This window comes from Leisingera sp. ABM4_060 (assembly GCF_056158765.1).
Genome location: NZ_JBSWTX010000001.1, coordinates 959,671 through 979,620, shown reverse-complemented (window position 1 = coordinate 979,620; position 19,950 = coordinate 959,671). Strand labels below are relative to the sequence as shown.

Here is a 19,950-nt window from a genome sequence, read left to right as displayed (position 1 = left end):
CAGGGCGCCGTTTTCTATTTCGGCAGCTTGGCTTCCAGGCTGGCGGAAACCGGCGCAAGCGCAACCCGGGACGCCCGGTCCTGCAGGCCCCAGATCAGCAGCGCCGAGATGGTATCGGGACGCAGCCGGCCCAGCATGATGACCGCGCCCTCCTGACCGGCCCGGAAAGCCGCCTGATCCAGAAACCGCCGGATCGCCCGCGGGTTCTGGCCGGCGCCGTCAAAATCACGGAACACCACACCAGCAGGCACCCCATCGCGCAACGCCAGCTTCTGCACGGTATTGAGACCGCTGTTCTGGGTCACCAGCCCAAACCCAGCAGAAGCCGCAACCGCTGACACCTGATCCGCCAGCGGCCTGTTTCCCTGCACGCCGCTCTCAACACCTTCCAGGATCGCCACCGCCTCGGGCAGTTTGCCGCGCCAGACCTCCAGCGCAGTTTCCGCGTCCTGCGGCGACGCGCTGCGCGGCAAGTCCGCCAGCATCAAAACCTCGAACCCGGCCGATCGCCGTGCCGCCATCTTGGCCGCGGCCTGCGGATCTTCCGGATCAATCGCAAAGCTCAGCGGGTAGGGAAACTCCGCCAGAGCCTCAGCGCCAACCGCGCCGGCATCGTCGATCAGCACAATCGACATCAAGGGCCGGCCATCCGGGTTTGCAAACGACTCGGCATTGGCGGCAAAGGGGCGGCCTTCCGGCGCGCCTGCTTCAGCCAGCACAGGTTCCGCGGAATTGTCCCGCTCCGTAAGCGGCACAACCGGCGTCCCGATCCCCGGCGACAGAGGCTCCGCTTCCTGCGTTTCTTCCGCAGTCACTGTTTCTGCGGCAGGCGCCGCCTCTATTGAACCTTCAGCCTGGCCCCCGCCCGCCGCACCGATCACTGGCAGGGTTGTTGCCTGCGGAGCGGTACCGATATCCGGAGCCAGAACAGCCGCGCTTCTGGAAATTTCCGGCTCTTGCGCGGGATCTATCTGAACAGCCTCAGCAGCGCCTGCCTCAGGTTCTGCGGACGCAGTTTCAATAGGGTTTTCCGGTTCGGGCGCCGGTTCCGTTGCCGCAACAACATCAGCTTCGGCACCGGGCGCCTCAGGCACCTGTGGCTGCTGGGCTTGGGGCAGGCTTTCACCGCTTGCCCGCACAACACCCGGCGCATCTGCGGTTTCGGGGCCGCCGCTGCCTGCCGTGGCAGATGTCAGCCCAACATCAGGCTTTCGGGCCGGAGAGGTGTCTGCTGAGGCCAGGGCACTCAAATCGTCGCCACCGTTCAGGGTTTCAGGGGCATAGGGCTGCGCTTCAACCAGGTCCGCATCCTTAACAGGATCACTGTCAAGCTGCAGCGAAACTTCGCCTTCGCCATTTGGCAGTTTCGGCGCGGCGCCCGGGTCAATCTGTTCCGGCTGCAGTGCCGCCTGCGCGCTGTCATCAGCCGGTTCTGCCGATGGCTCCGGCTGCGGCGGCTGCATGGGCGAAGACAAAGACAACATCGCCAGCCCGCCCGCAGCCAGCAATGCCCCGACACTCACGCCGCCCAGAAATCCACGCATGCCTGTTCCGCCTCTCAAATCCTATCTGCCGTGCTGCGCCACCCGGCCCGCCTGGACGCCGCCTTTAGCGGTCTTGCCCAGGCAATCGCCTCTCCTGCCCTTGACGCTGCCCCGTAACCCTGAACATGTATGTTGCGACCACTATACTGCGGCGCGGCCCCCGCCCGCCACCCTTAAAAGAGCCCGTCCCGATGCTGCTGCTGATCGACAACTATGACTCCTTCACCTACAACCTCGTCCATTACCTGGGCGAGCTGGGTGCGGAAATGGAAGTGCACCGAAACGACGCCATCAATGTGCAGGAAGCTATGGCGATGAAGCCCTCCGGCATCCTGCTGTCGCCCGGACCTTGCGACCCTGATCAGGCCGGCATCTGCCTGGCCCTGACCGAAGCCGCCGCCGAGACTGGCACCCCGCTGCTGGGTGTTTGCCTTGGCCACCAGACCATCGGCCAGGCCTTCGGCGGCAAAGTGGTCCGCTGCCACGAAATCGTGCACGGCAAGATGGGCAAGATGCACCATAAGGATATTGGTGTTTTCAAAGGCTTGCCGACACCTTTTGACGCGACCCGCTATCACTCGCTGGTCGTTGAGCGCGACAGCCTGCCGGAATGCCTGGAAATCACAGCCGAGCTGGAAGATGGCACGATCATGGGTCTCCAGCACAAGGACCTGCCGATTCACGGCGTTCAATTCCATCCCGAGTCCATCGCTTCGGAACACGGCCACGCACTGCTGAAAAACTTCCTCGATGTCATGAAGGTGCCCGCATGAGCGATCAGCTGAAACCGCTTATCGGGGCCGCCGCCGAACGCGCGCTCACCCGTGAAGAAGCTGAAACCGCATTTACCCTTCTGTTTGAGGGGGAAGCCACCCCGAGCCAGATCGGCGGACTGCTCATGGCCATGCGCACCCGCGGCGAAAGCGTGGATGAATTCGCCGCCGCCGCCGCCGTCATGCGCGCCAAATGCAATCCGGTGACAGCACCCTCCGGCGCCATGGACATCGTCGGCACCGGCGGTGACGGAAAGAACACCCTGAACATCTCTACCGCCACCGCATTTGTAGTGGCCGGCGCCGGGGTAACCGTGGCCAAGCACGGCAACCGCAATCTCAGCTCCAAATCCGGCACCGCCGACATGCAGTCGCAGATGGGCATCAACGTGATGGTTGGCCCGGAAGTTGTTGAAAAGGCAATCAATGAGGCGGGCATCGGCTTTATGATGGCACCCATGCACCACCCGGCTGTTGCGCATGTGATGCCGACCCGGCAAGAGCTGGGCACCCGCACTATCTTTAATATCCTCGGTCCGCTCACCAACCCGGCCGGCGTGAAACGCCAGCTGACCGGCGCCTTCAGCCGCGGGATGATCCGCCCAATGGCTGAAACGCTCAAGGCGCTGGGTTCTGAACGCGCCTGGCTGGTGCATGGTTCGGATGGTACTGATGAACTGACCATCACCGGCGTTAGCTGGGTATCAGCGCTTGAGGAAAACGGCGATGTCCGCGACGTGGAAATCCATCCGGAAGACGCGGGCCTTCCGGTTCACCCGTTTGACATGATCGTCGGCGGCACGCCGGAGGAAAATGCCATGGCCTTCCGGGTGCTTCTGCAAGGCACCCCGTCCGCCTACCGTGACGCAGTTCTTCTGAACTCCGCTGCAGCGCTGCTGGTTGCCGGCAAGGCCTCCGACCTCAAGGAAGGTGTGACGCAAGCCGCAGAGTCCATCGACAGCGGTGCAGCCAAGGCGAAAGTCGAAGCCCTCGCCCGGATTACGTCCGCCGCATGACTGGTCTTCCTCCCGGGCTGGGTGCTTGGTCCAGCCTGCCGTTCTTCTCCGGCGAATGGCCAGCAATCGCCGCGGCCCTTCACGATGACCCGCGGCAGATCCTGCCGCCGGAACATCTGCGGTTTGCAGCGTTTGAGCTGACCCAGCCCGGCTCCGCCCGCGTGGTCATCCTCGGCCAGGACCCTTACCCGACGCCGGGCCATGCGCACGGTCTTGCCTTTTCCGCTGAGCCCGATGTGCGTCCTTTCCCGCGTTCTTTGTCTAACATTTACAAAGAGCTGGAGGCGGATATTGGTGTGACACGCCCGAACGCTGACTTGCGCGGCTGGGCCCGTCAGGGCGTGCTTCTTCTGAATACCGCGCTCTCGGTTCCCGCCGGAGAGGCAAATGGACACAAGCACCTCGGCTGGCACCATCTGGTGCATCAGGTCCTGGAACTTACGTCAGAACGCCCCACCGCCTACATTCTCTGGGGAAATACGGCGCAAAAGCTTGAAAAACATATCAAACCGGGCGATCACCTGATCCTGAAAACCGCCCACCCCTCGCCCTTGTCGGCGCGGCGCGGTTTCTTCGGGTCCCGGCCCTTTTCAAAAGTGAACAATTGGCTTACCGCCCGCGGCGAGGATGCCATAGACTGGAATGCAGGAACGGAGGCCCAGGCATGAGTGGAACTGGTATGACCGAAAACGTGCTCGACAAGATCAAGGCCTACAAGCTGGAAGAAGTGGCCGCAGACAAGGCCGCCAAACCGCTGGAGGCGGTCGAGGCCGAAGCGCGCGAGGCCTCCCCGGTGCGTGGCTTTGCCGACAGTCTCCTGCAAGCCAACCGCACAGGCTATGGCCTGATTGCCGAGATCAAGAAGGCCAGCCCCTCCAAAGGCCTGATCCGCCCTGATTTCGCGCCGACAGAGCTGGCCAAAGCCTATGAGGCCGGCGGCGCCACATGCCTGTCGGTGCTCACGGACACCCCCAGCTTCCAAGGCGCAAAAGACTTCCTCACCCAGGCGCGTGAAGCCTGCGCACTGCCCGCGCTGCGCAAGGATTTCATGTATGACACCTACCAGGTTGCCGAAGCCCGTGCTCTGGGCGCCGATTGCATTCTGATCATTCTCGCCTCGGTTTCCGATACACAGGCTCAGGAACTGGAGGTCAGCGCGTTTGAATGGGGCATGGATGTGCTGCTGGAGGTGCATGACGCTGAAGAACTGGAGCGCGCCTGCAACCTGAAATCACCGCTGATGGGCATCAACAACCGCAATCTCAAGACCTTCGAAACCACGCTGGACACCACCCGCGAACTGTCCCGCATGGTGCCAGCAGACCGGACCATCGTCTGCGAAAGCGGCCTGTTCACTCCTGCGGACCTCAGCGACATGGCCCGGTATGGCGCCCGCACCTTCCTGATCGGCGAAAGCCTGATGCGCCAGGAGGACGTGGCCATGGCAACCCGCAGCTTGCTGGCCAATCCGCTGATGCCTGGCGCAATGTAATTCAAGGAGTTAGGTCATGAGTCTCACCCATTTTGACACCAAGGGCGACGCCCATATGGTCGATGTCTCGGACAAGGCCGTGACCTCCCGCATTGCGACCGCCGAGGGTCATGTCTCCATGGCGCAAGAGACCTATGCGATCATCTCCGAAGGCCGCGCCAAGAAGGGCGATGTGTTGTCGGTCGCCCGGCTGGCCGGCATCATGGGCGCCAAGAAGACGCCCGATCTGATCCCGCTCTGCCACCCTCTGCCGGTGACCAAGGTCGCGGTGGAACTGACGCTGGACCCGGACCTGCCCGGCGTCCGCATCGAGGCCACCGTCAAGACCACCGGCCAGACCGGGGTGGAGATGGAAGCGCTCACCGCCGTCTCCACCGCCGCGCTCACCGTCTATGACATGGCCAAGGCCGTGGACAAGGCCATGCAGATCGGCGGCATTCGCGTCACCCTGAAAGATGGCGGAAAATCCGGCAGGTACGAGGCGTAAATGATCCCTGTCAGTGAAGCCCGCACGCATCTGCTGGCGCTTGTCCGGCGGCTTGAACCCGAAGAAGTTCCTCTGGCTGAGGCTGCCGGCCGCGTGCTTGCCCAGGACGTCCAAGCGCGCCGCGACCAGCCGCCGTTCCCGGCCTCCGCAATGGACGGCTATGCGGTCAACGCAGCCGAGGTTGAGCTGCACGCGATGTTCAAGGTGGTCGGCGAAGCCGCAGCCGGCCATGCGTTCAGCGGCCGCATCGGTGCAGGCCAAGCCGTGCGCATCTTCACCGGCGCGCCAGTGCCAGAAGGCGCAAGTTTCGTTGTCATCCAAGAGGATGTCACCCGCAATGGCGACCTGATCACCATCACGGATGCCCCGGGCAGTAACAGCAACATCCGCCCCTGCGGCGGCGACTTTCAAAGCGGCCAGACCATCAACGCCCCCAAGCGTCTGGCACCGGCAGATATTGCCTTGCTAGCCGCCATGAACATCCCCTCTGTGCCAGTCACCCGCCGGCCCGATGTAGCCCTGATCTCCACTGGGGACGAACTGGTGATGCCCGGCGGAACCCCAGGCCCGGACCAGATCATCGCCTCCAACACCTTTGGCCTGAAGGCAATGCTGGAAGATCTTGGCGCCCGCGCCCGCATCCTGCCGATCGCGCGCGACACCGAGAGCTCTCTTCGCATGGCCTTTGAACTCGCCGAAGGCGCCGATCTGGTCGTGACGATCGGCGGCGCCTCTGTCGGTGATCACGATCTGGTTGGCAAGGTCGCCGCGGACCTGGGAATGGAGCGCAGCTTCTACAAGGTTGCCATGCGCCCAGGCAAGCCGCTGATGGCGGGCCGGCTCAATGGTTCAGCCATGGCTGGACTTCCAGGAAACCCTGTGTCTGCAATGGTTTGCGGCCACATCTTCCTCGCTCCGATGATCCACGCCATGCTTGGTATGCCGGCCGGAGCCCAAAATTTGAAGACCGCTGTTCTTGCAAATTCCTTGTCTGCCAACGGCCCCCGCGAGCACTATATGCGCGCCAGGGTAGAAGCCGGCGCAATCACCGCATTCGCCAATCAGGACAGTTCCTTGCTCACCGTGCTGAGTGAGGCCAATGCCCTCCTGGTCCGCGCTCCCAGCGACCCCGCCCGGAGCGCAGGCGAAACGGTACACTACCTGCCGGTCTAACCGCTCTTTCATCTTTCCCTAAATACTCCCGCCTCGCCGCCCGGCAAGCGGCGGTGCCGCTGTGAGGGTGCGCGCACTCTTTGGACACTTCGCACCCCGTTGTTGACACAAAACGTGAACATGCGTAGAACAAAAGAAAACTTGAGGCCTGGAGGGAGCGGCGATGCTCACAAAGAAGCAACTTCAACTGCTGGAATTCATTCACAAACGCCTTCAGCGCGACGGAGTTCCGCCCAGCTTTGACGAAATGAAGGTCGAATTGGATCTGCGCTCCAAATCTGGCATTCACCGGCTGATCACTGCCTTGGAAGAACGCGGCTTTATCCGGCGCCTGCCGCACCGGGCGCGCGCAATTGAGATCATCCGGCTGCCCGAAAGCCTGGGTGGTGAGCCCGAGGCGCAGGGGTTTTCTCCCAAAGTGATTGATGGCGGACAAAGCAAGGGTGTATCACCTGCTTCTGCGGCATCTGATCCGATGCGCCAGGCCGCGGTGGAACTACCCGTGATGGGCCGGATTGCCGCCGGCGTGCCGATTGAGGCAATCAGCCAGGTTTCCCATCAGGTCGCCGTGCCGGGCGGCATGATTGCCCCTAATGGCCAGCATTTCGCGCTGGAGGTTAAGGGCGACTCGATGATCGAGGCCGGGATAAACAACGGTGACATCGTGGTGATCCGGGAAACCGGGGCTGCCGACAATGGAGACATCGTTGTCGCGCTGGTCGAAGGACAGGAAGCCACCTTGAAGTATTATCACCGGCAGGGCGGCATGATCGCTTTGGAGGCTGCAAACCCGGCCTATGAAACCCGCCGCTACCCAGAGGATCAGGTACAGGTTCAAGGCCGCCTGGTTGGTCTGATCCGTACCTACTGACCCAGCGCATCCGGGAGGAACATCTGGCGGAGCCGGCTGACTGTTTCTCCTTCCGGGTGCCAGCTGGTCCACAGTCTCTCCCCGGCAGCATCCCGGGCCGTGCGCATCCCGGTATCCGCGCTCAAGGCAATACTGCCTGTTTGCCACATCACTTCGGGTGTGAGCAGCAGGCAGCTCTCCAGCGTGTCCGCCTCAACAGTGGAAACGATTATTTCTTCCTCTCTACAATTAGTTTTTCTGGAAAGCTTGCGCAGCCCGGGTGCATGGGTCAGCTGAAAATCCGGACCAATCCAAACAGGCAAATCCGCTTCAAAGGTCTTCCAGCGGGCCGCAGCCGCACTTTGGATGGAGGGATCGCCATCATTTTCAAGCCAGATTTCCGCAGTAAACCCCTGCCCTTTTGCCCGCGATAACGCCCGGCCCTCCGGCTCCATCACACCGATCAGCCCTCCGGAGTCCGAGATCAGAACGTCCGGCCGCTCCGCGCCGGTCCACACTGCCAGGGCCGCGGCGGCGGGCAGAAATCCGGCCAGGCGCAGCCGACCTTGCCAGATCACTGCAAACAATGCACCCGACGCCAGCAGCGGCAATACCCAGGCTCCCGGTGCCGGGACATAGGACAAGGCGCCGTCAACACCGGACACAAACTGCGCCACGCTCAAAATCCAGTCCATTCCCCATTGCATGACTTTCAAGCCGATGCCCTCCAGGCCAAGGGGAGCCAGGCAAAGTGCCAGCACGGCGGCCGGAATAACCACGGAGCCCATGACCGGAACCGCCAGCAAGTTTGCCAGCAGCCCATAATGCGGGACAGTGTTGAAATGCGCCGCGGCAAAGGGCGCGGTTGCCGCACCGGCCACAGCCGAAGAAATCACCAGCGCGGTGACCGGACGCAGCCAGCGCGGGCCAAGCGGTATCCCGCTATCCCGCAGCCCGGCAAAAACTGCAACCAAGGCGGCGGTGGCGGCAAAACTCATCTGGAACCCAGGGCTCAGCAGGCTTTCCGGCCGCCGCAGCAAGACAATCATTGCCGCCACCGCCACCGCCCGCAAAGTAATGGCACGCCGGTTCAGCAGCACCGCACCCAGCATCACAGCCACCATGACAAAGGCCCGCTCGGTTGCAACATTTCCGCCCGACAAAGCCAAATAGCCCGCTCCCGCGGTCAAGGCTGCAATAGCCGCCAGTTTTTTGACGGGCCAGCGCAAGGCAACCGGAGGAACCAGGCAAAACATCCCCCGCACTGCGGCAAAGATAAATCCGGTCAGCAGCCCCATGTGCAGTCCCGATATCGCCAGCAAATGCGCCAGATTGCTTTGCCGCAGCGCTGTGAGCGTCTGTTCTCCGACGCCGCTCCGGTCGCCGGCCGTGATCGCTGCGGCAAATCCGCCTGTTTCCCCCGGAATACGGTGCTGCAAATACTGCGCCAAGGAACGTCGAAGGCGCTCAATGGGCACTCCGTTTCCTGGCGCCTCGCTCAACAAAACCGGAACCCTTGTGTAGCCCAGGCCGCCCAATTGCTTGAACCAGGCATGGCGGCGGAAATCAAAACCGTCTGGCTCGGCGGGCCCCTGCGGCGGCAGCAGATGCGCTGTTGTCATCACCCGGGCTCCGGGGGGCGGCACATCAGCCTGGCCTTTCAGAGAAATCCTCACCCGTGCAGGCGTGTCCTGCGGTGCAACCCGGGACAGCCTGACCTGATCCAGGGTTAGCCGCAGTGCATCGGTGGGAGAGCGGTCCACCGACACCACCCGTCCTTCCACAGACCCGTAATAGCGGAAATCCAGGACAGGTTCCGCAACCCAATGCGCTCTGGCACCAGCCAGGCACAGCCCCGCGGCGGCGCAAGCTGGTGCCCAGAACAAAAACGCCAGGGCCCGCCGCCGCAACGCGCAAATGGCAGACAGGACGGAAATAACTGCGAGAACCGCAAAAACCGCGGCTCCGGGTTCCTGTTTCAGAAAGAAATAGCTTCCAATCCCAACGCCCAGGAACGCTGGCACCCAAGGAAAGAGATGTCCCCGCTGCACCTGCAGCGTATCTGCGATCGCAGCGTTCAGCCGCATGCTTGCCCCCCGCCTTCTGGCCCGGTAGACAGGCGGAAATACTAGGCCTCAGATGGTTTCCAAAAGGTAAATCCCGCACATGACCCAACCGGTTGTCACCCGTTTCGCGCCCTCTCCCACCGGCTTTTTGCATATCGGCGGCGCCCGCACTGCGCTGTTCAACTGGCTCTACGCCCGCGGCCGCGGCGGCAAGTTCCTGCTGCGCATCGAAGACACCGACCGGGAACGCTCGACCCCAGAGGCTACCGCAGCAATCCTGCAAGGCATGGAGTGGCTCGGCCTGGATCACGACGGAGAGGTGATCAGCCAGTTCGAAGGCGCGGACCGGCACGCCGAAGTGGCGAAACAGTTGCTGGCCGAAGGCAAGGCCTATAAATGCTTTGCGACCCAGGACGAAATCGCCGCCTTCCGCGAGCAGGCCAAGGCCGAAGGCAAATCCACCCTCTACCGCTCGCCCTGGCGCGACGCCGAAACCTCCAGCCATCCTGACGCGCCCTACGTGATCCGCATCAAGGCGCCGCAAGGCGGCGTTACCGTTATCAAGGATCAGGTCCAGGGCGACGTCACCATCAGGAACGAGCAGCTGGACGACATGATCCTGCTGCGCTCCGACGGCACCCCCGTCTATATGCTTGCCGTTGTGGTGGACGACCATGATATGGGCGTCACCCATGTGATCCGCGGCGACGACCACCTCAACAACGCCGCACGCCAGATGATGATCTATGAAGCGATGGGCTGGGACGTTCCGGTCTGGGCGCATATCCCCCTGATCCATGGCCCTGACGGGAAAAAACTCAGCAAACGCCACGGCGCCCTGGGGGCTCAGGAATACCAGGCCATGGGTTATCCGGCGGCCGGCATGCGCAACTACCTGGCCCGTCTTGGCTGGTCCCACGGCGATGACGAATTTTTTACGGACGCGCAGGCGCAGGAGTGGTTTAACTTCGACGGCATCGGCAAGAGCCCGGCCCGGTTCGACACCAAGAAGCTGGAAAACCTCTGCGGACAGCACATCGCCGTTAGCGGCGACGCTGCATTGCGGCAAGAGATTGAGGCCTACCTGGCGGCAGCTGGCGAACCTGCTCTGACTGACGCGCAGTCACAGGGGCTGGAAGCTGCGATGTATTGCCTCAAGGACCGGGCGCGCACCTTCCCTGAACTTCTTGAAAAAGCGCATTTTATCCTTGCCTCACGGCCAATTGAGCGGGATGCGAAGGCGGAAAAGGCGCTTTCCTCTGTATCCGATGGTATACTGGAAGAATTGACGCCGCAGCTGCAAAATGCTAGCTGGGTCCGAGACGATCTGGAGGCGCTTCTGAATGAGTTTGCAGAAGCACAGGGTACCAAGTTCGGCAAGCTGGCAGGCCCCTTGCGGGCCGCGCTCGCGGGCCGCGCAGTAACGCCTTCGGTGTTTGACATGATGCTGATTCTGGGCCGCGAGGAAACTTTGGCCCGGCTCGCTGACGCAACGGGCTGAAACCGGTCATTAACTTCCGGGTAAGCCTGTTTTGATACGACAACCCCTGCGCGAATTCGCGCAGGTGCTGCCCGCATGAAGACGCCCGAGCGGCAGCTTTCGTGCCTGTAACAGGAAGGGACATCCATGACCGACACACAGAAATCTGCCACGCTCAGCCTGAACGGCGAAAACTACGAGCTGCCCATTTTCTCGCCGACGGCCGGGCCCGATGTCCTCGACATCCGCAAGCTCTATGCGCAGGCAGGTGTGTTCACCTATGACCCGGGGTTCACCTCGACTGCCAGCTGCGACAGCACCATCACCTATATTGATGGCGGCAAGGGCGAGCTGCTGCACCGCGGTTACCCGATCGACCAGCTGGCATCAAAATCCCATTACCTCGAAGTCTGCTACCTGCTGCTCTATGGTGAACTGCCGACCGCAGCCCAGCTGGAAGATTTTGAGACCCGTGTGACCCGTCACACCATGGTGCATGAACAGATGCACAATTTCTTTCGCGGGTTCCGCCGCGACGCGCACCCGATGGCGACCCTGGTGGGCGTGGTTGGCGCGATGTCGGCCTTCTACCACGACTCGCTGGACGTGACCGACCCCTGGCAGCGCGAAGTGGCTGCCGTGCGTCTGATCGCCAAACTGCCGACCATCGCCGCGATGGCCTATAAATATTCGATCGGCCAGCCATTCGTCTATCCGAAGAACGATCTCGACTACGCTGCCAACTTCCTGCACATGTGCTTCTCGGTGCCGTCCGAGGAATACCATGTGAACCCGATCCTGAGCCGCGCGATGGACCGGATCTTCATCCTGCACGCAGATCATGAGCAGAACGCATCGACCTCGACCGTGCGCCTGGCGTCTTCCTCTGGCGCCAACCCGTTTGCCTGTATCGCGGCCGGCATTGCCTGCCTCTGGGGTCCGGCCCACGGCGGCGCAAACCAGGCCTGCCTGGAGATGCTCAAGGAAATCGGGTCCGTGGACCGCATTCCGGAGTTCATCGAACGCGCCAAGGACAAGAACGACCCGTTCCGCCTGATGGGCTTTGGCCACCGTGTCTACAAGAACACCGACCCGCGTGCCAAAGTGCTGAAACAATCCGCGGACGAGGTGCTGGAGCTGCTGGGTGTCGAAGACAACCCGCTGCTGCAGGTCGCCAAGGAACTGGAACAGACGGCGCTGAACGACCCCTACTTCATCGAGAAGAAACTGTTCCCGAACGTCGACTTCTATTCCGGCATCATTCTCGAGGCGATGGGTTTCCCGACCTCGATGTTCACCCCGATCTTCGCGCTGTCGCGCACCGTCGGCTGGATCTCGCAGTGGAAGGAAATGATCGCCGATCCGCAAAACAAGATCGGCCGCCCGCGCCAGCTGTACCTGGGCGAAACCATGCGCGACTACACCGACATCGAAAAGCGCTAAGCGCCGGTTCCAAGCAATTCAAACGCCCCGCAGTTTGCGGGGCGTTTTCCTTTGCGTATCCGCAGCAAAACCAACTCCGGCATTGCTGCGCTGCCCACGAAATCCGGAGCAAACCGGTAACAATCACGCATTTCCGGACGGACTGTTTCTTCGGGAAATTCAATATTAAAGAGTATTTGACTAAATAAAAACAACCCAATACTCAATTTGACAACTCACTCAATTATGGCAGAGCGTCCCACGAAGATACTCCGGCAGAACGCTGGCTGTCAGGCAGTTAAAGGATTGAAAAAATGATCTTTTTGATCTTACTCGGCACCGGCCTGGCCATCGGCGGCGTGGCGCTTGCACTGGATGATGACAATGACCAGGCCGCTGACAGCACAGGTGAAACGATTACCGGAACAGAAGATCGGGACTTCCTAAGCGGTACAGAGCTTGACGATACCATCCTTGGTGAATCCGGCGACGATGCCCTTGCCGGGACCGAAGGTGATGACTGGCTGCGGGGCGGTGGCGATCAGGACCTTCTGTCCGGCGGAGCAGGAAATGACTCTCTTGCGGGCAGCCTGGGCGCGGATTGGCTGCAAGGCGGAGAAGGAAGCGATACGCTTCTCGGCGGTTTCGGGAACGATGCACTCAATGGTGGCGAAGGTGCCGACCTCATGGAAGGCGGGGAAGGCAATGACGTGCTGTCGGGCGGGTTGAGTTTCGAGGCCGGCGACGAAGACCTTGCGGATGCATTGGACGATTTCCTGTCTGGAATAAATCCGCAGCTTGACCCAAGGTTTGACGAAGTTGAGGACGACAACGCTGTGGACACTCTATACGGCGGCGCGGGCCATGACACTCTTGTTGCCGGCGCGGGTGATGTGCTTTCCGGCGGCGGCGGCAGCAACGACTTCGTAACTGGCTATTGGAGCGAAGCCGGCAACCCGGCGACTGTGACCGACTTCAACGTGGATGAGGACCAGTTGGTCTACTACCACAAGGACAGTGAAGCTGAGCCTGATCTAACGCTTGAGAGCGAAGACAACGAAGCCGGCGGCCAGGATGCTATTCTGTATGCCGATGGCGTTGCCGTTATGCGTGTCGCCAGCGCCGGCGGCGTCCTGAGCCTGGCCACGCATGTTACGATGGTGGAATCCTACGTAGACTAAAATGCGCAAAGCAGCCCAGCCCGGTAAAGGGGCTGAGCTGCTTTGCCTGATTCAGCGCCCCTCGAATTTCGCGGGGCGCTTTTCCATGAAGGCTGTGACACCTTCCAGGAAATCCCGTGTCTTGCCGCATTGTCCTTGCAGATGCGCTTCTTCGGAAAGCTGCTCTGCCAGGGTGCGGCCGAAACTCTCCCGCAGCGCCGATTTGGTGGCAGCAAATGCCTTGCTGGGTCCTTGCGCCAGATAGGCGGCCCGCCCGCGCCACTGGTCCTCGAAACCATCATCCGGCACAGCTTCCCAGATCATGCCCCAATCGCTGGCCTGCTGGGCGCTGATGCGGTCGGCAAACAGCGCCGCACCCATCGCCTTGGCCAGGCCGATCTGGCGCGGCAGGAACCAGGTGCCGCCAGCATCGGGGATCAGCCCGATCCTGGTGAACGCCTGCATGAAAAACGCGCTTTCGCAGGCAATCACCACATCAGCTGCCAGCGCCAGGTTGGCGCCTGCCCCGGCGGCAGCGCCATTGACCGCGGCCACCACCGGCACCGGGCAGTCATAGATCGCCTGCAGCATCGGCAAGTACTCATCGCGCAGCGTGCGCTCCAGGTCCAGGCTCCCCGCGCTTGCTGCATCGCTCAGATCCTGACCGGAGCAGAAGGCATCACCGGACCCTGTCAGGACCACCGCCCGCGCCTCTGCAGCGGCAAGGCGTATCGCATGGGTGATCTCGGCGCGCATCCGGCTGCTCAGCGCATTCTTCCGCGCCTCGCGGTTCAAGGTAATGACCGCCAGCCCGTCCTGTAGAGAAAACAGGATTTCCTTGTATTCCATGGGATTGCCTCACATGACTTCATCCAAAGGCGGAGCCCGCCCAGCTGCAGGCATCGTGACGCAAAGCCGCTCTGCCGGAAAGGCAGACCCGGCGTCAATCCTCAAGGATTTTCCGGAGCCGCTCCTGTTCTTCCGCACTCAGGCTCTTCTCGGCGCCCCTGGGCGCCTGGGCCCGGCCGCGCACATAGACGATGGCAATCAGCAGCGCTGCCAGCAGCATCAGTGGGCCCGCCGCCCACAACAGCCAATTGGCGCCGCTGGTGGTCGGGCGCAGCAGCACATACTCGCCATAACGGGCAACAATGAAATCCATTGCCTCGCGATCGCTGTCGCCAGCCACCAGCCGCTCCCGCAGCAGCACCCGCAAATCCCGGGCCAGCTCGGCGTTGGATTTATCGATGCTTTCGTTGCGGCATACCAGGCAGCGCAGATCCTTGGACAGCTCGCGCGCGCGCCCCTCAAGCGCCGGATCCTCCAGCACCTCATCAGGTTCAACCGCGACAGCCGGGGCCGGCGCAAAAACCGAAACAGCCAAGAAACAAGCCAAAACCGCGATCAGGAAACGCATGTGCTTCATTCCGCTGGCACTCCCTCCGAAGGTGTCTTGCGCGCGCCAGCCGCCACGCGGAAGCGCCGGTCGCTGAGGCTGAGAAGCCCGCCAAGCGCCATCAGGATCGAGCCGCCCCAAATCCAGTTGGCAAAGGGCTTGATATAGGTCCGCATGGTCCAGCCGCCATCCGCCTGCTGATCCCCCAGCACCACATAAAGGTCGCGGGTCACGCGGTAGTCGATGGCCGCTTCGGTCGTGGGCATCCGGCTAACCGGGTAATCGCGCTTCTCCGGGAACATCACCGCTTCCGGCCGGCCGTTCCGGGTCACTTCTACGCGCCCCTTGGTGGTGAAGTAATTCGGCCCCTGCTCGCGGCTCACGTCCTTCAGCACCAAGGTAAAAGCGCCGACCTGGAACGGCTCGCCCAGCTGCGCGACACGGATGTCTTCCTGCTCCCAGGCGGTGAGGCCGGCGATGGCAAAGATGGTGATCCCAAGGCCCGCATGTGCCGTGGCCTTGCCCCAATCCGCCCTCGGCAGCCGCAGCATGCGCTGCAGGCGCCCGGATGTGCCACTGCGCAGCCACAGGTCAGCCAGCGCGCCAAAGACCACCCAGGACCCCAGGAACAAGCCAACCGGTCCAAGGGCAGAGCGGCCGGTCTGCATAACCCAGCCCAGCACACCCAGCGAAACCGCCAGCAGGAACACATAGCGCAGCTGCCAGGCCGTCTTACCGATCCGCCCGCGCTTCCAGGGCAGCATGGCGCCCACTGGCAGCAGCAACCCCAGAACCACCATGAAGGGTGTGAAAGCAGAGTTGAAGAACGGCGGCCCGACACTCAGCTTCCGGTCAAAGACCATCTCGGCCACGATCGGCCAGACAGTTCCGAAGAATACCACAAAGCAACTAACGGCCAGCAGGATGTTGTTTGCCACCAGTGCGCTCTCGCGGCTGATCATGCCAAACACGCCTTTGGCCTCCATCGCCTGCGCCCGGGCCGCAAACAGCGTCAGCGCGCCGCCGGTGAAGAAGGCCAGGATGAACAGGATGAACACGCCGCGTTCCGGGTCATTGGCGAAGGCATGCACACTGGTGATGATGCCGGAACGCACAATGAACGTGCCGACCAGCGAAAACCCAAAGGCAAGAATTGCCAGCAGGATGGTCCAGCTTTTCAGCGCCTCGCGCTTTTCCACCACGATGGCCGAATGCAGCAGCGCCGCCGCCAGCAGCCAAGGCATGAAGGACGCGTTCTCAACCGGATCCCAGAACCAGAAACCGCCCCAGCCCAGTTCGTAATAGGCCCACCAGGACCCCAGCGCGATGCCGATGGTCAGGAAGATCCAGGCCGCCAGCGTCCAGGGCCGCACCCAGCGCCCCCAAGCTGCGTCAATCCGGCCCTCGATCAGCGCCGCCACGGCAAAGGAGAACGCCATGCTCAGGCCGACATAGCCGAGGTACAGGAACGGCGGATGGAAGGCGAGGCCCGGATCCTGCAGCAGCGGGTTCAGGTCCTGGCCGTCAAACGGCGGCACGGTAAGGCGCAGAAACGGGTTGGAGGTGAACAGGATGAAGGCAAAAAACGCCACGCCAATGGCGGCCTGCACCGCCAGCACCCGCGCCTTCAGGGTCGGCGGCAGCCCGCCTCCGAACACTGACGCCAGCGCTCCAAACAGGCTGACGATCAGCACCCACAACAGCATCGAGCCCTCGTGGTTCCCCCAGGTGCCGGAGATCTTGTAGAGCATCGGCTTGGCGGAATGGCTGTTCAGCGTCACCAGCTTCAACGAGAAGTCGGAGGTGATGAAGGCCCACATCAGCGCCCCGAAAGAAAACGCCGTGAACAGGAACTGCGCCTGGGCTGCGGGCTCAGCCACGGCCATCCAGCCGGGCCAGCGTTTCTGTGCGCCGATCAAGGGGATAACGGCCTGCACGATGGCAATCATGAAGGCGAGAATTAGGGCGAAATGTCCGAGTTCTGTGATCATGTGCCGGTCTGTCCATGCCTGGTCTTCGGGGATGGGTTTTCTATACGCCTGTCTGGTGGCAGGGCCAATGGCAATCGCCGCGCCACGCCGCCGCAGTGGGTAAATTGTGATCAGCCGCGGCGGGTTTTCCAGGCCTCCAGCGCCGGATTGCCCTCGCTTTCGGTTGCCTCCAGCCTAGCGCCTGCCTCAGTGCCAGCGGAGGCCGCTCCGGGAGTGCCTGCCCGCAGCCGGTTCAAGGCAGTGATGTTCTCCACCGCCTGCGGCACCCGCGCCATACTGGCGGCCAAGCCATGCTGGAATTCCTGCGTCTTCAATTGGTGCCGGGCACCGAAATAGAACGACACGATGACACCCAAGAGCCACCACAGCGGTTCCGGCACCAGGGCCAGTCCCTGCATCCGGGCCGCAAACCACACCGGATCTGTCAGCGCCGCCCCCATCAGAGCCAGCGTTCCCAGTGCCAGCATCGGCCGCGGCAGCCGGTTCACTCCGTCCATGAAACGATCGAAGCGGCCCTTAGCAGGCTGCTGAAACTCCGCGCCAAGCTGGCTCAGCGCAGCGATCTGAACTTCATGCGTCCGTGCGGCGCCCGCTTCGGAGTTCTCGCGGAACACTTCAACTGTTTCCCGCAGCACATTGCGGCGGCTGCCGAAAATCAGCGTTAGTACATCTGTGATCAGCCCCATGATGCGGTCCTTTGCTGAAAGTCCTGCTGGCTCAGATGGTACCCGGGGGAGATGAACTCTTCCGCCCGCTTGATCCAGCCCCCCTTGCCGCCATTGCGGCTGCGGGCATATTTGCGGCTGGCGGGCCTCCGGTCTGCCAAACGGAAATAATAGTTGCGCCGGGCGATCCCATAGGCATCGCGCAATGCTTCCGCGCCAATTTGCGCAGCTTGCCCTGCCGCACCAGCCGTCTGCGGTCCGATGGCTCCGTCCACCGCAACCTCATAGCTCATTTCGCGCAGCAGCCGCTGCAGGATCCGCACCGCATTGCCGCCAGCGTTGACGTACATGTCAAACACCGTTGCCTGCAGGCACTCGGGCAGGCTGGCGATCCTTGGTGCCTCAAAGTAGTGACGGATGAAGATCTCAGCCGCTTGTTTGCGGGTCAGCGCGCGCACATCAGCAATGCCCACCGTGCCGTCTCCGGTCAGATCCAGCCCCAGCCGGCGCAGGGTTCCAATCGTCACCCCGAATTTTGTGGCGCCGCCTGGATCATCCGGATCGTTCACATATCCGCCTTCGCGCGCCACGATCTCCGCGGCGATTTCCTTCACACTCAGCATCGCATCTCACCCTTTTCCAGCCCCGCAACCCTGCCGGAAAAAGACTAAGATCCGGCAGCACCACCGTACGCTGCTTACGCAACACCCGGCCGCCCGCGCTGCCGCGCCGCGCAACGCGCGGCGCCGGGCCCAACGCAAAACGCCTCCCGGAAGGGAGGCGTTCTTGGGGCGGGAGCAGCTTGCTCCAGCAGCGGATTCAGGTTTCGGGCTCCTGATAGACCCCCTGTTCCTTCAGGGCGTCCATGACTTCCTTAGGCATATAAGTCTCGTCATGTTTTGCCAGGATTTCAGAGGCTTCAAAGACACCGTTCACATAGCGGCCGGTGCCGACCATGCCCTGGTTCTCTTCAAACAGGTCCGGCAGCACCCCGGTATAGGCGACCTGCACGGTTGCCCCGCCATCGGTCACCGCAAAGCGCACGGTCTCACCCTGGCCGCGCTGCAGCGAGCCTTCGGCCACCAGCCCGCCGATGCGGAATACCTCAGAGGGCTGCGGCGGCGCCTCGGCCACCTGGCTGGGCGAGCGGAAATAGTTGATCCCGTCCCGCATGGCATAGCCGATCAAAGCCGTGGCTACGACCAGGGCCACCGCGGCAACCGCGATGACCTGGATACGGCGCTGTTTCTTCAGGTTCTTCATGGTGTCCTCAATTCAGCCCATGCATCAGCGCCTTCCCCTGTTCAGGGGAACAGCGGCGCCATCATCAGGCCTTCGGTCTCTTTCTCACCTAACATCAGGTTGGCGTTCTGCAAGGCTTGGCCGCTGCTACCTTTTGTCAGGTTATCCAGCGCGGTGATCACGATGGCGCGGCCTTCGATCCGGTCCTGCGCGACGCCGATATGGCAGAAGTTGGAGCCGCGCACATGATGGGTGCTCGGCGCTTCGCCAAAGGGCAGCAGCTCGATGAAAGGCTCATCCGCGTATGCCTTGGCAAAACTGTCGTGGATCGCCTGTGCATTGCCCTTGACATAGACGGTGGCCAGGATGCCCCGGTTTGCGGGCACCAGGTGCGGGGTGAACTGCACCTTGACCGGGCGGCCTGCGAGTTTGCTGAACTCCTGGTCGAACTCCCCCAGATGCCGGTGAGTGCCACCGATGGCATAGGCGTTGTAGCCCTCGCTCAGCTCTGCATGCAGCAGGTTTTCCTTAAGCGACCGGCCCGCGCCGGAGACTGCACATTTCAGGTCCAGGATGATCTCGTCCAGGTCAATCACACCGGCCTCGATCAGCGGCCGCAGGGCAAATTGGCCGGTGGCGGCGTTGCAGCCTGTACCAGCCACCAGGCGGGCGGATTTGATCTCTTCCCGGTAGAACTCAGTCAGGCCGTATACCGCCTCTTCCTGCTGCTCCAGTGCGGCGTGCGGGTTGCCGTACCATTTCTCGTATCCCGCCGGGTCGCGCAGCCGGAAGTCTGCCGAGAGGTCAACGATCTTCAGGGTCTTGGGCAGCGCCGCGATCACTTCCTGGCTGGTCTTATGCGGCAGCGCGCAGAAACACAGGTCGATGCCGGAAAAATCGATCTCATTGATCTTGCACAGCACCGGCAGTTCCATATGGCGCAGGTGCGGGAACACCTGGGCCATGGTCATGCCCGCCTTGCGGTCGGCGGACAGGGCCGCGATTTCGATGTTCGGGTGCTGGGCAATCAGCCGCACCAGTTCGGCGCCGGTATAGCCGGAAGCGCCAAGGATAGCCACTTTGTGGGTCATGTCAGACCTCGTCTTTCAATATGATATGCCGGTTCCGCAGCCATCTGCGGAGAGAACTAACGGAGTGCGGGGCGGCGCACTTTGACCTGGAACAACATGCCA

General features: G+C 62.3%; 19 protein-coding genes. 10 read left to right on the top strand and 9 right to left on the bottom strand.

Features of this window, described 5'->3' with window-relative positions:
- Positions 1–14 precede the first annotated feature (14 nt).
- Entirely contained in the window at positions 15–1,544 is a 1,530-nt protein-coding gene (locus tag ACXAEH_RS04835) for a divergent polysaccharide deacetylase family protein (protein ID WP_475031344.1), read from the bottom strand.
- Between the two features lie 191 nt (positions 1,545–1,735).
- Between ACXAEH_RS04835 and ACXAEH_RS04830 the strand changes: the two genes are divergently transcribed.
- The 7 genes from ACXAEH_RS04830 to lexA all read left to right on the top strand — a co-directional run bounded on the left by ACXAEH_RS04830 (position 1,736) and on the right by lexA (position 7,356).
- Entirely contained in the window at positions 1,736–2,317 is a 582-nt protein-coding gene (locus ACXAEH_RS04830) for an anthranilate synthase component II (protein WP_475031343.1), read from the top strand.
- Entirely contained in the window at positions 2,314–3,333 is a 1,020-nt protein-coding gene (gene trpD / locus ACXAEH_RS04825; RefSeq protein ID WP_475031342.1) for an anthranilate phosphoribosyltransferase, read from the top strand. The genes ACXAEH_RS04830 and trpD overlap by 4 nt, the downstream gene beginning before the upstream one ends.
- Positions 3,330–4,001: a uracil-DNA glycosylase gene (locus ACXAEH_RS04820; RefSeq protein ID WP_475031341.1), complete on the top strand. Its 672-nt coding sequence runs from the start codon at positions 3,330–3,332 to the stop codon at positions 3,999–4,001. Before trpD ends, ACXAEH_RS04820 begins: the two co-directional genes overlap by 4 nt.
- Positions 4,002–4,012: 11 nt before the next feature.
- On the top strand, positions 4,013–4,825 hold the full coding sequence (gene trpC, locus ACXAEH_RS04815; protein ID WP_475035520.1) for an indole-3-glycerol phosphate synthase TrpC: 813 nt from the start codon (positions 4,013–4,015) through the stop codon (positions 4,823–4,825).
- 16 nt (positions 4,826–4,841) lie between these two features.
- Positions 4,842–5,312, top strand: coding sequence for a cyclic pyranopterin monophosphate synthase MoaC (gene moaC / locus ACXAEH_RS04810; RefSeq protein ID WP_475031340.1), 471 nt, complete (start codon positions 4,842–4,844; stop codon positions 5,310–5,312).
- Positions 5,313–6,485, top strand: a complete 1,173-nt coding sequence (locus ACXAEH_RS04805) for a molybdopterin molybdotransferase MoeA (protein WP_475031339.1) — start codon at positions 5,313–5,315, stop codon at positions 6,483–6,485. It begins immediately after the preceding gene.
- Positions 6,486–6,648: 163 nt separating this feature from the next.
- A complete protein-coding gene (gene lexA / locus ACXAEH_RS04800) occupies positions 6,649–7,356 on the top strand; it encodes a transcriptional repressor LexA (RefSeq protein ID WP_475031338.1) in 708 nt (235 codons plus the stop codon).
- Here the strand turns inward: lexA and ACXAEH_RS04795 are convergent.
- Positions 7,350–9,422: a ComEC/Rec2 family competence protein gene (locus tag ACXAEH_RS04795; RefSeq protein WP_475031337.1), complete on the bottom strand. Its 2,073-nt coding sequence runs from the start codon at positions 9,420–9,422 to the stop codon at positions 7,350–7,352. The genes lexA and ACXAEH_RS04795 overlap by 7 nt on opposite strands.
- A 79-nt stretch (positions 9,423–9,501) precedes the next feature.
- Here ACXAEH_RS04795 and gltX point away from each other — a divergent pair, with 79 nt between their 5' ends.
- The 3 genes from gltX to ACXAEH_RS04780 all read left to right on the top strand — a co-directional run bounded on the left by gltX (position 9,502) and on the right by ACXAEH_RS04780 (position 13,484).
- Positions 9,502–10,902 (top strand): glutamate--tRNA ligase, encoded by a 1,401-nt coding sequence (gltX, locus tag ACXAEH_RS04790; protein WP_475031336.1) that lies wholly within the window; start codon positions 9,502–9,504, stop codon positions 10,900–10,902.
- A 126-nt stretch (positions 10,903–11,028) separates the two neighbouring features.
- Entirely contained in the window at positions 11,029–12,324 is a 1,296-nt protein-coding gene (locus ACXAEH_RS04785; protein ID WP_475031335.1) for a citrate synthase, read from the top strand.
- Between the two features lie 293 nt (positions 12,325–12,617).
- On the top strand, positions 12,618–13,484 hold the full coding sequence (locus tag ACXAEH_RS04780) for a calcium-binding protein (protein ID WP_475031334.1): 867 nt from the start codon (positions 12,618–12,620) through the stop codon (positions 13,482–13,484).
- Between the two features lie 51 nt (positions 13,485–13,535).
- Here ACXAEH_RS04780 and ACXAEH_RS04775 read toward each other — a convergent pair whose 3' ends face one another.
- From ACXAEH_RS04775 to argC, 7 genes are all read right to left on the bottom strand, one after another.
- On the bottom strand, positions 13,536–14,312 hold the full coding sequence (locus tag ACXAEH_RS04775) for an enoyl-CoA hydratase-related protein (protein WP_475031333.1): 777 nt from the start codon (positions 14,310–14,312) through the stop codon (positions 13,536–13,538).
- 94 nt (positions 14,313–14,406) lie between these two features.
- The gene (locus ACXAEH_RS04770) at positions 14,407–14,880 is read right to left on the bottom strand and encodes a cytochrome c-type biogenesis protein (RefSeq protein ID WP_475035518.1); all 474 of its coding nucleotides are present in this window, start codon (positions 14,878–14,880) and stop codon (positions 14,407–14,409) included.
- Positions 14,881–14,885: 5 nt separating this feature from the next.
- Positions 14,886–16,850: a heme lyase CcmF/NrfE family subunit gene (locus ACXAEH_RS04765; protein ID WP_475031332.1), complete on the bottom strand. Its 1,965-nt coding sequence runs from the start codon at positions 16,848–16,850 to the stop codon at positions 14,886–14,888.
- 110 nt (positions 16,851–16,960) lie between these two features.
- The gene (locus ACXAEH_RS04760; protein ID WP_475031331.1) at positions 16,961–17,536 is read right to left on the bottom strand and encodes a holin family protein; all 576 of its coding nucleotides are present in this window, start codon (positions 17,534–17,536) and stop codon (positions 16,961–16,963) included.
- Positions 17,527–18,138, bottom strand: a complete 612-nt coding sequence (locus ACXAEH_RS04755; protein ID WP_475031330.1) for a holin-associated N-acetylmuramidase — start codon at positions 18,136–18,138, stop codon at positions 17,527–17,529. The genes ACXAEH_RS04760 and ACXAEH_RS04755 overlap by 10 nt, the downstream gene beginning before the upstream one ends.
- 196 nt (positions 18,139–18,334) lie before the next feature.
- The gene (gene ccmE / locus ACXAEH_RS04750) at positions 18,335–18,778 is read right to left on the bottom strand and encodes a cytochrome c maturation protein CcmE (RefSeq protein WP_039166449.1); all 444 of its coding nucleotides are present in this window, start codon (positions 18,776–18,778) and stop codon (positions 18,335–18,337) included.
- A gap of 41 nt (positions 18,779–18,819) precedes the next feature.
- The gene (gene argC, locus ACXAEH_RS04745; RefSeq protein ID WP_475031329.1) at positions 18,820–19,848 is read right to left on the bottom strand and encodes an N-acetyl-gamma-glutamyl-phosphate reductase; all 1,029 of its coding nucleotides are present in this window, start codon (positions 19,846–19,848) and stop codon (positions 18,820–18,822) included.
- Between the last annotated feature and the right edge of the window lie 102 nt (positions 19,849–19,950).

What these genes read in the sequence shown, in the direction of transcription:
- ACXAEH_RS04765 (WP_475031332.1), bottom strand. Translation starts at nt 16,850, where the DNA reads ATGATCACAGAACTCGGACATTTCGCCCTAATTCTCGCCTTCATGATT.
- ACXAEH_RS04835 (WP_475031344.1), bottom strand. Translation starts at nt 1,544, where the DNA reads ATGCGTGGATTTCTGGGCGGCGTGAGTGTCGGGGCATTGCTGGCTGCG.
- moaC (WP_475031340.1), top strand. Translation starts at nt 4,842, where the DNA reads ATGAGTCTCACCCATTTTGACACCAAGGGCGACGCCCATATGGTCGAT.
- trpD (WP_475031342.1), top strand. Translation starts at nt 2,314, where the DNA reads ATGAGCGATCAGCTGAAACCGCTTATCGGGGCCGCCGCCGAACGCGCG.
- gltX (WP_475031336.1), top strand. Translation starts at nt 9,502, where the DNA reads ATGACCCAACCGGTTGTCACCCGTTTCGCGCCCTCTCCCACCGGCTTT.
- ACXAEH_RS04785 (WP_475031335.1), top strand. Translation starts at nt 11,029, where the DNA reads ATGACCGACACACAGAAATCTGCCACGCTCAGCCTGAACGGCGAAAAC.
- ACXAEH_RS04770 (WP_475035518.1), bottom strand. Translation starts at nt 14,880, where the DNA reads ATGCGTTTCCTGATCGCGGTTTTGGCTTGTTTCTTGGCTGTTTCGGTT.
- ccmE (WP_039166449.1), bottom strand. Translation starts at nt 18,778, where the DNA reads ATGAAGAACCTGAAGAAACAGCGCCGTATCCAGGTCATCGCGGTTGCC.
- argC (WP_475031329.1), bottom strand. Translation starts at nt 19,848, where the DNA reads ATGACCCACAAAGTGGCTATCCTTGGCGCTTCCGGCTATACCGGCGCC.
- ACXAEH_RS04775 (WP_475031333.1), bottom strand. Translation starts at nt 14,312, where the DNA reads ATGGAATACAAGGAAATCCTGTTTTCTCTACAGGACGGGCTGGCGGTC.
- ACXAEH_RS04760 (WP_475031331.1), bottom strand. Translation starts at nt 17,536, where the DNA reads ATGGGGCTGATCACAGATGTACTAACGCTGATTTTCGGCAGCCGCCGC.
- ACXAEH_RS04755 (WP_475031330.1), bottom strand. Translation starts at nt 18,138, where the DNA reads ATGCTGAGTGTGAAGGAAATCGCCGCGGAGATCGTGGCGCGCGAAGGC.
- trpC (WP_475035520.1), top strand. Translation starts at nt 4,013, where the DNA reads ATGACCGAAAACGTGCTCGACAAGATCAAGGCCTACAAGCTGGAAGAA.
- ACXAEH_RS04820 (WP_475031341.1), top strand. Translation starts at nt 3,330, where the DNA reads ATGACTGGTCTTCCTCCCGGGCTGGGTGCTTGGTCCAGCCTGCCGTTC.
- lexA (WP_475031338.1), top strand. Translation starts at nt 6,649, where the DNA reads ATGCTCACAAAGAAGCAACTTCAACTGCTGGAATTCATTCACAAACGC.
- ACXAEH_RS04780 (WP_475031334.1), top strand. Translation starts at nt 12,618, where the DNA reads ATGATCTTTTTGATCTTACTCGGCACCGGCCTGGCCATCGGCGGCGTG.
- ACXAEH_RS04805 (WP_475031339.1), top strand. Translation starts at nt 5,313, where the DNA reads ATGATCCCTGTCAGTGAAGCCCGCACGCATCTGCTGGCGCTTGTCCGG.
- ACXAEH_RS04795 (WP_475031337.1), bottom strand. Translation starts at nt 9,422, where the DNA reads ATGCGGCTGAACGCTGCGATCGCAGATACGCTGCAGGTGCAGCGGGGA.
- ACXAEH_RS04830 (WP_475031343.1), top strand. Translation starts at nt 1,736, where the DNA reads ATGCTGCTGCTGATCGACAACTATGACTCCTTCACCTACAACCTCGTC.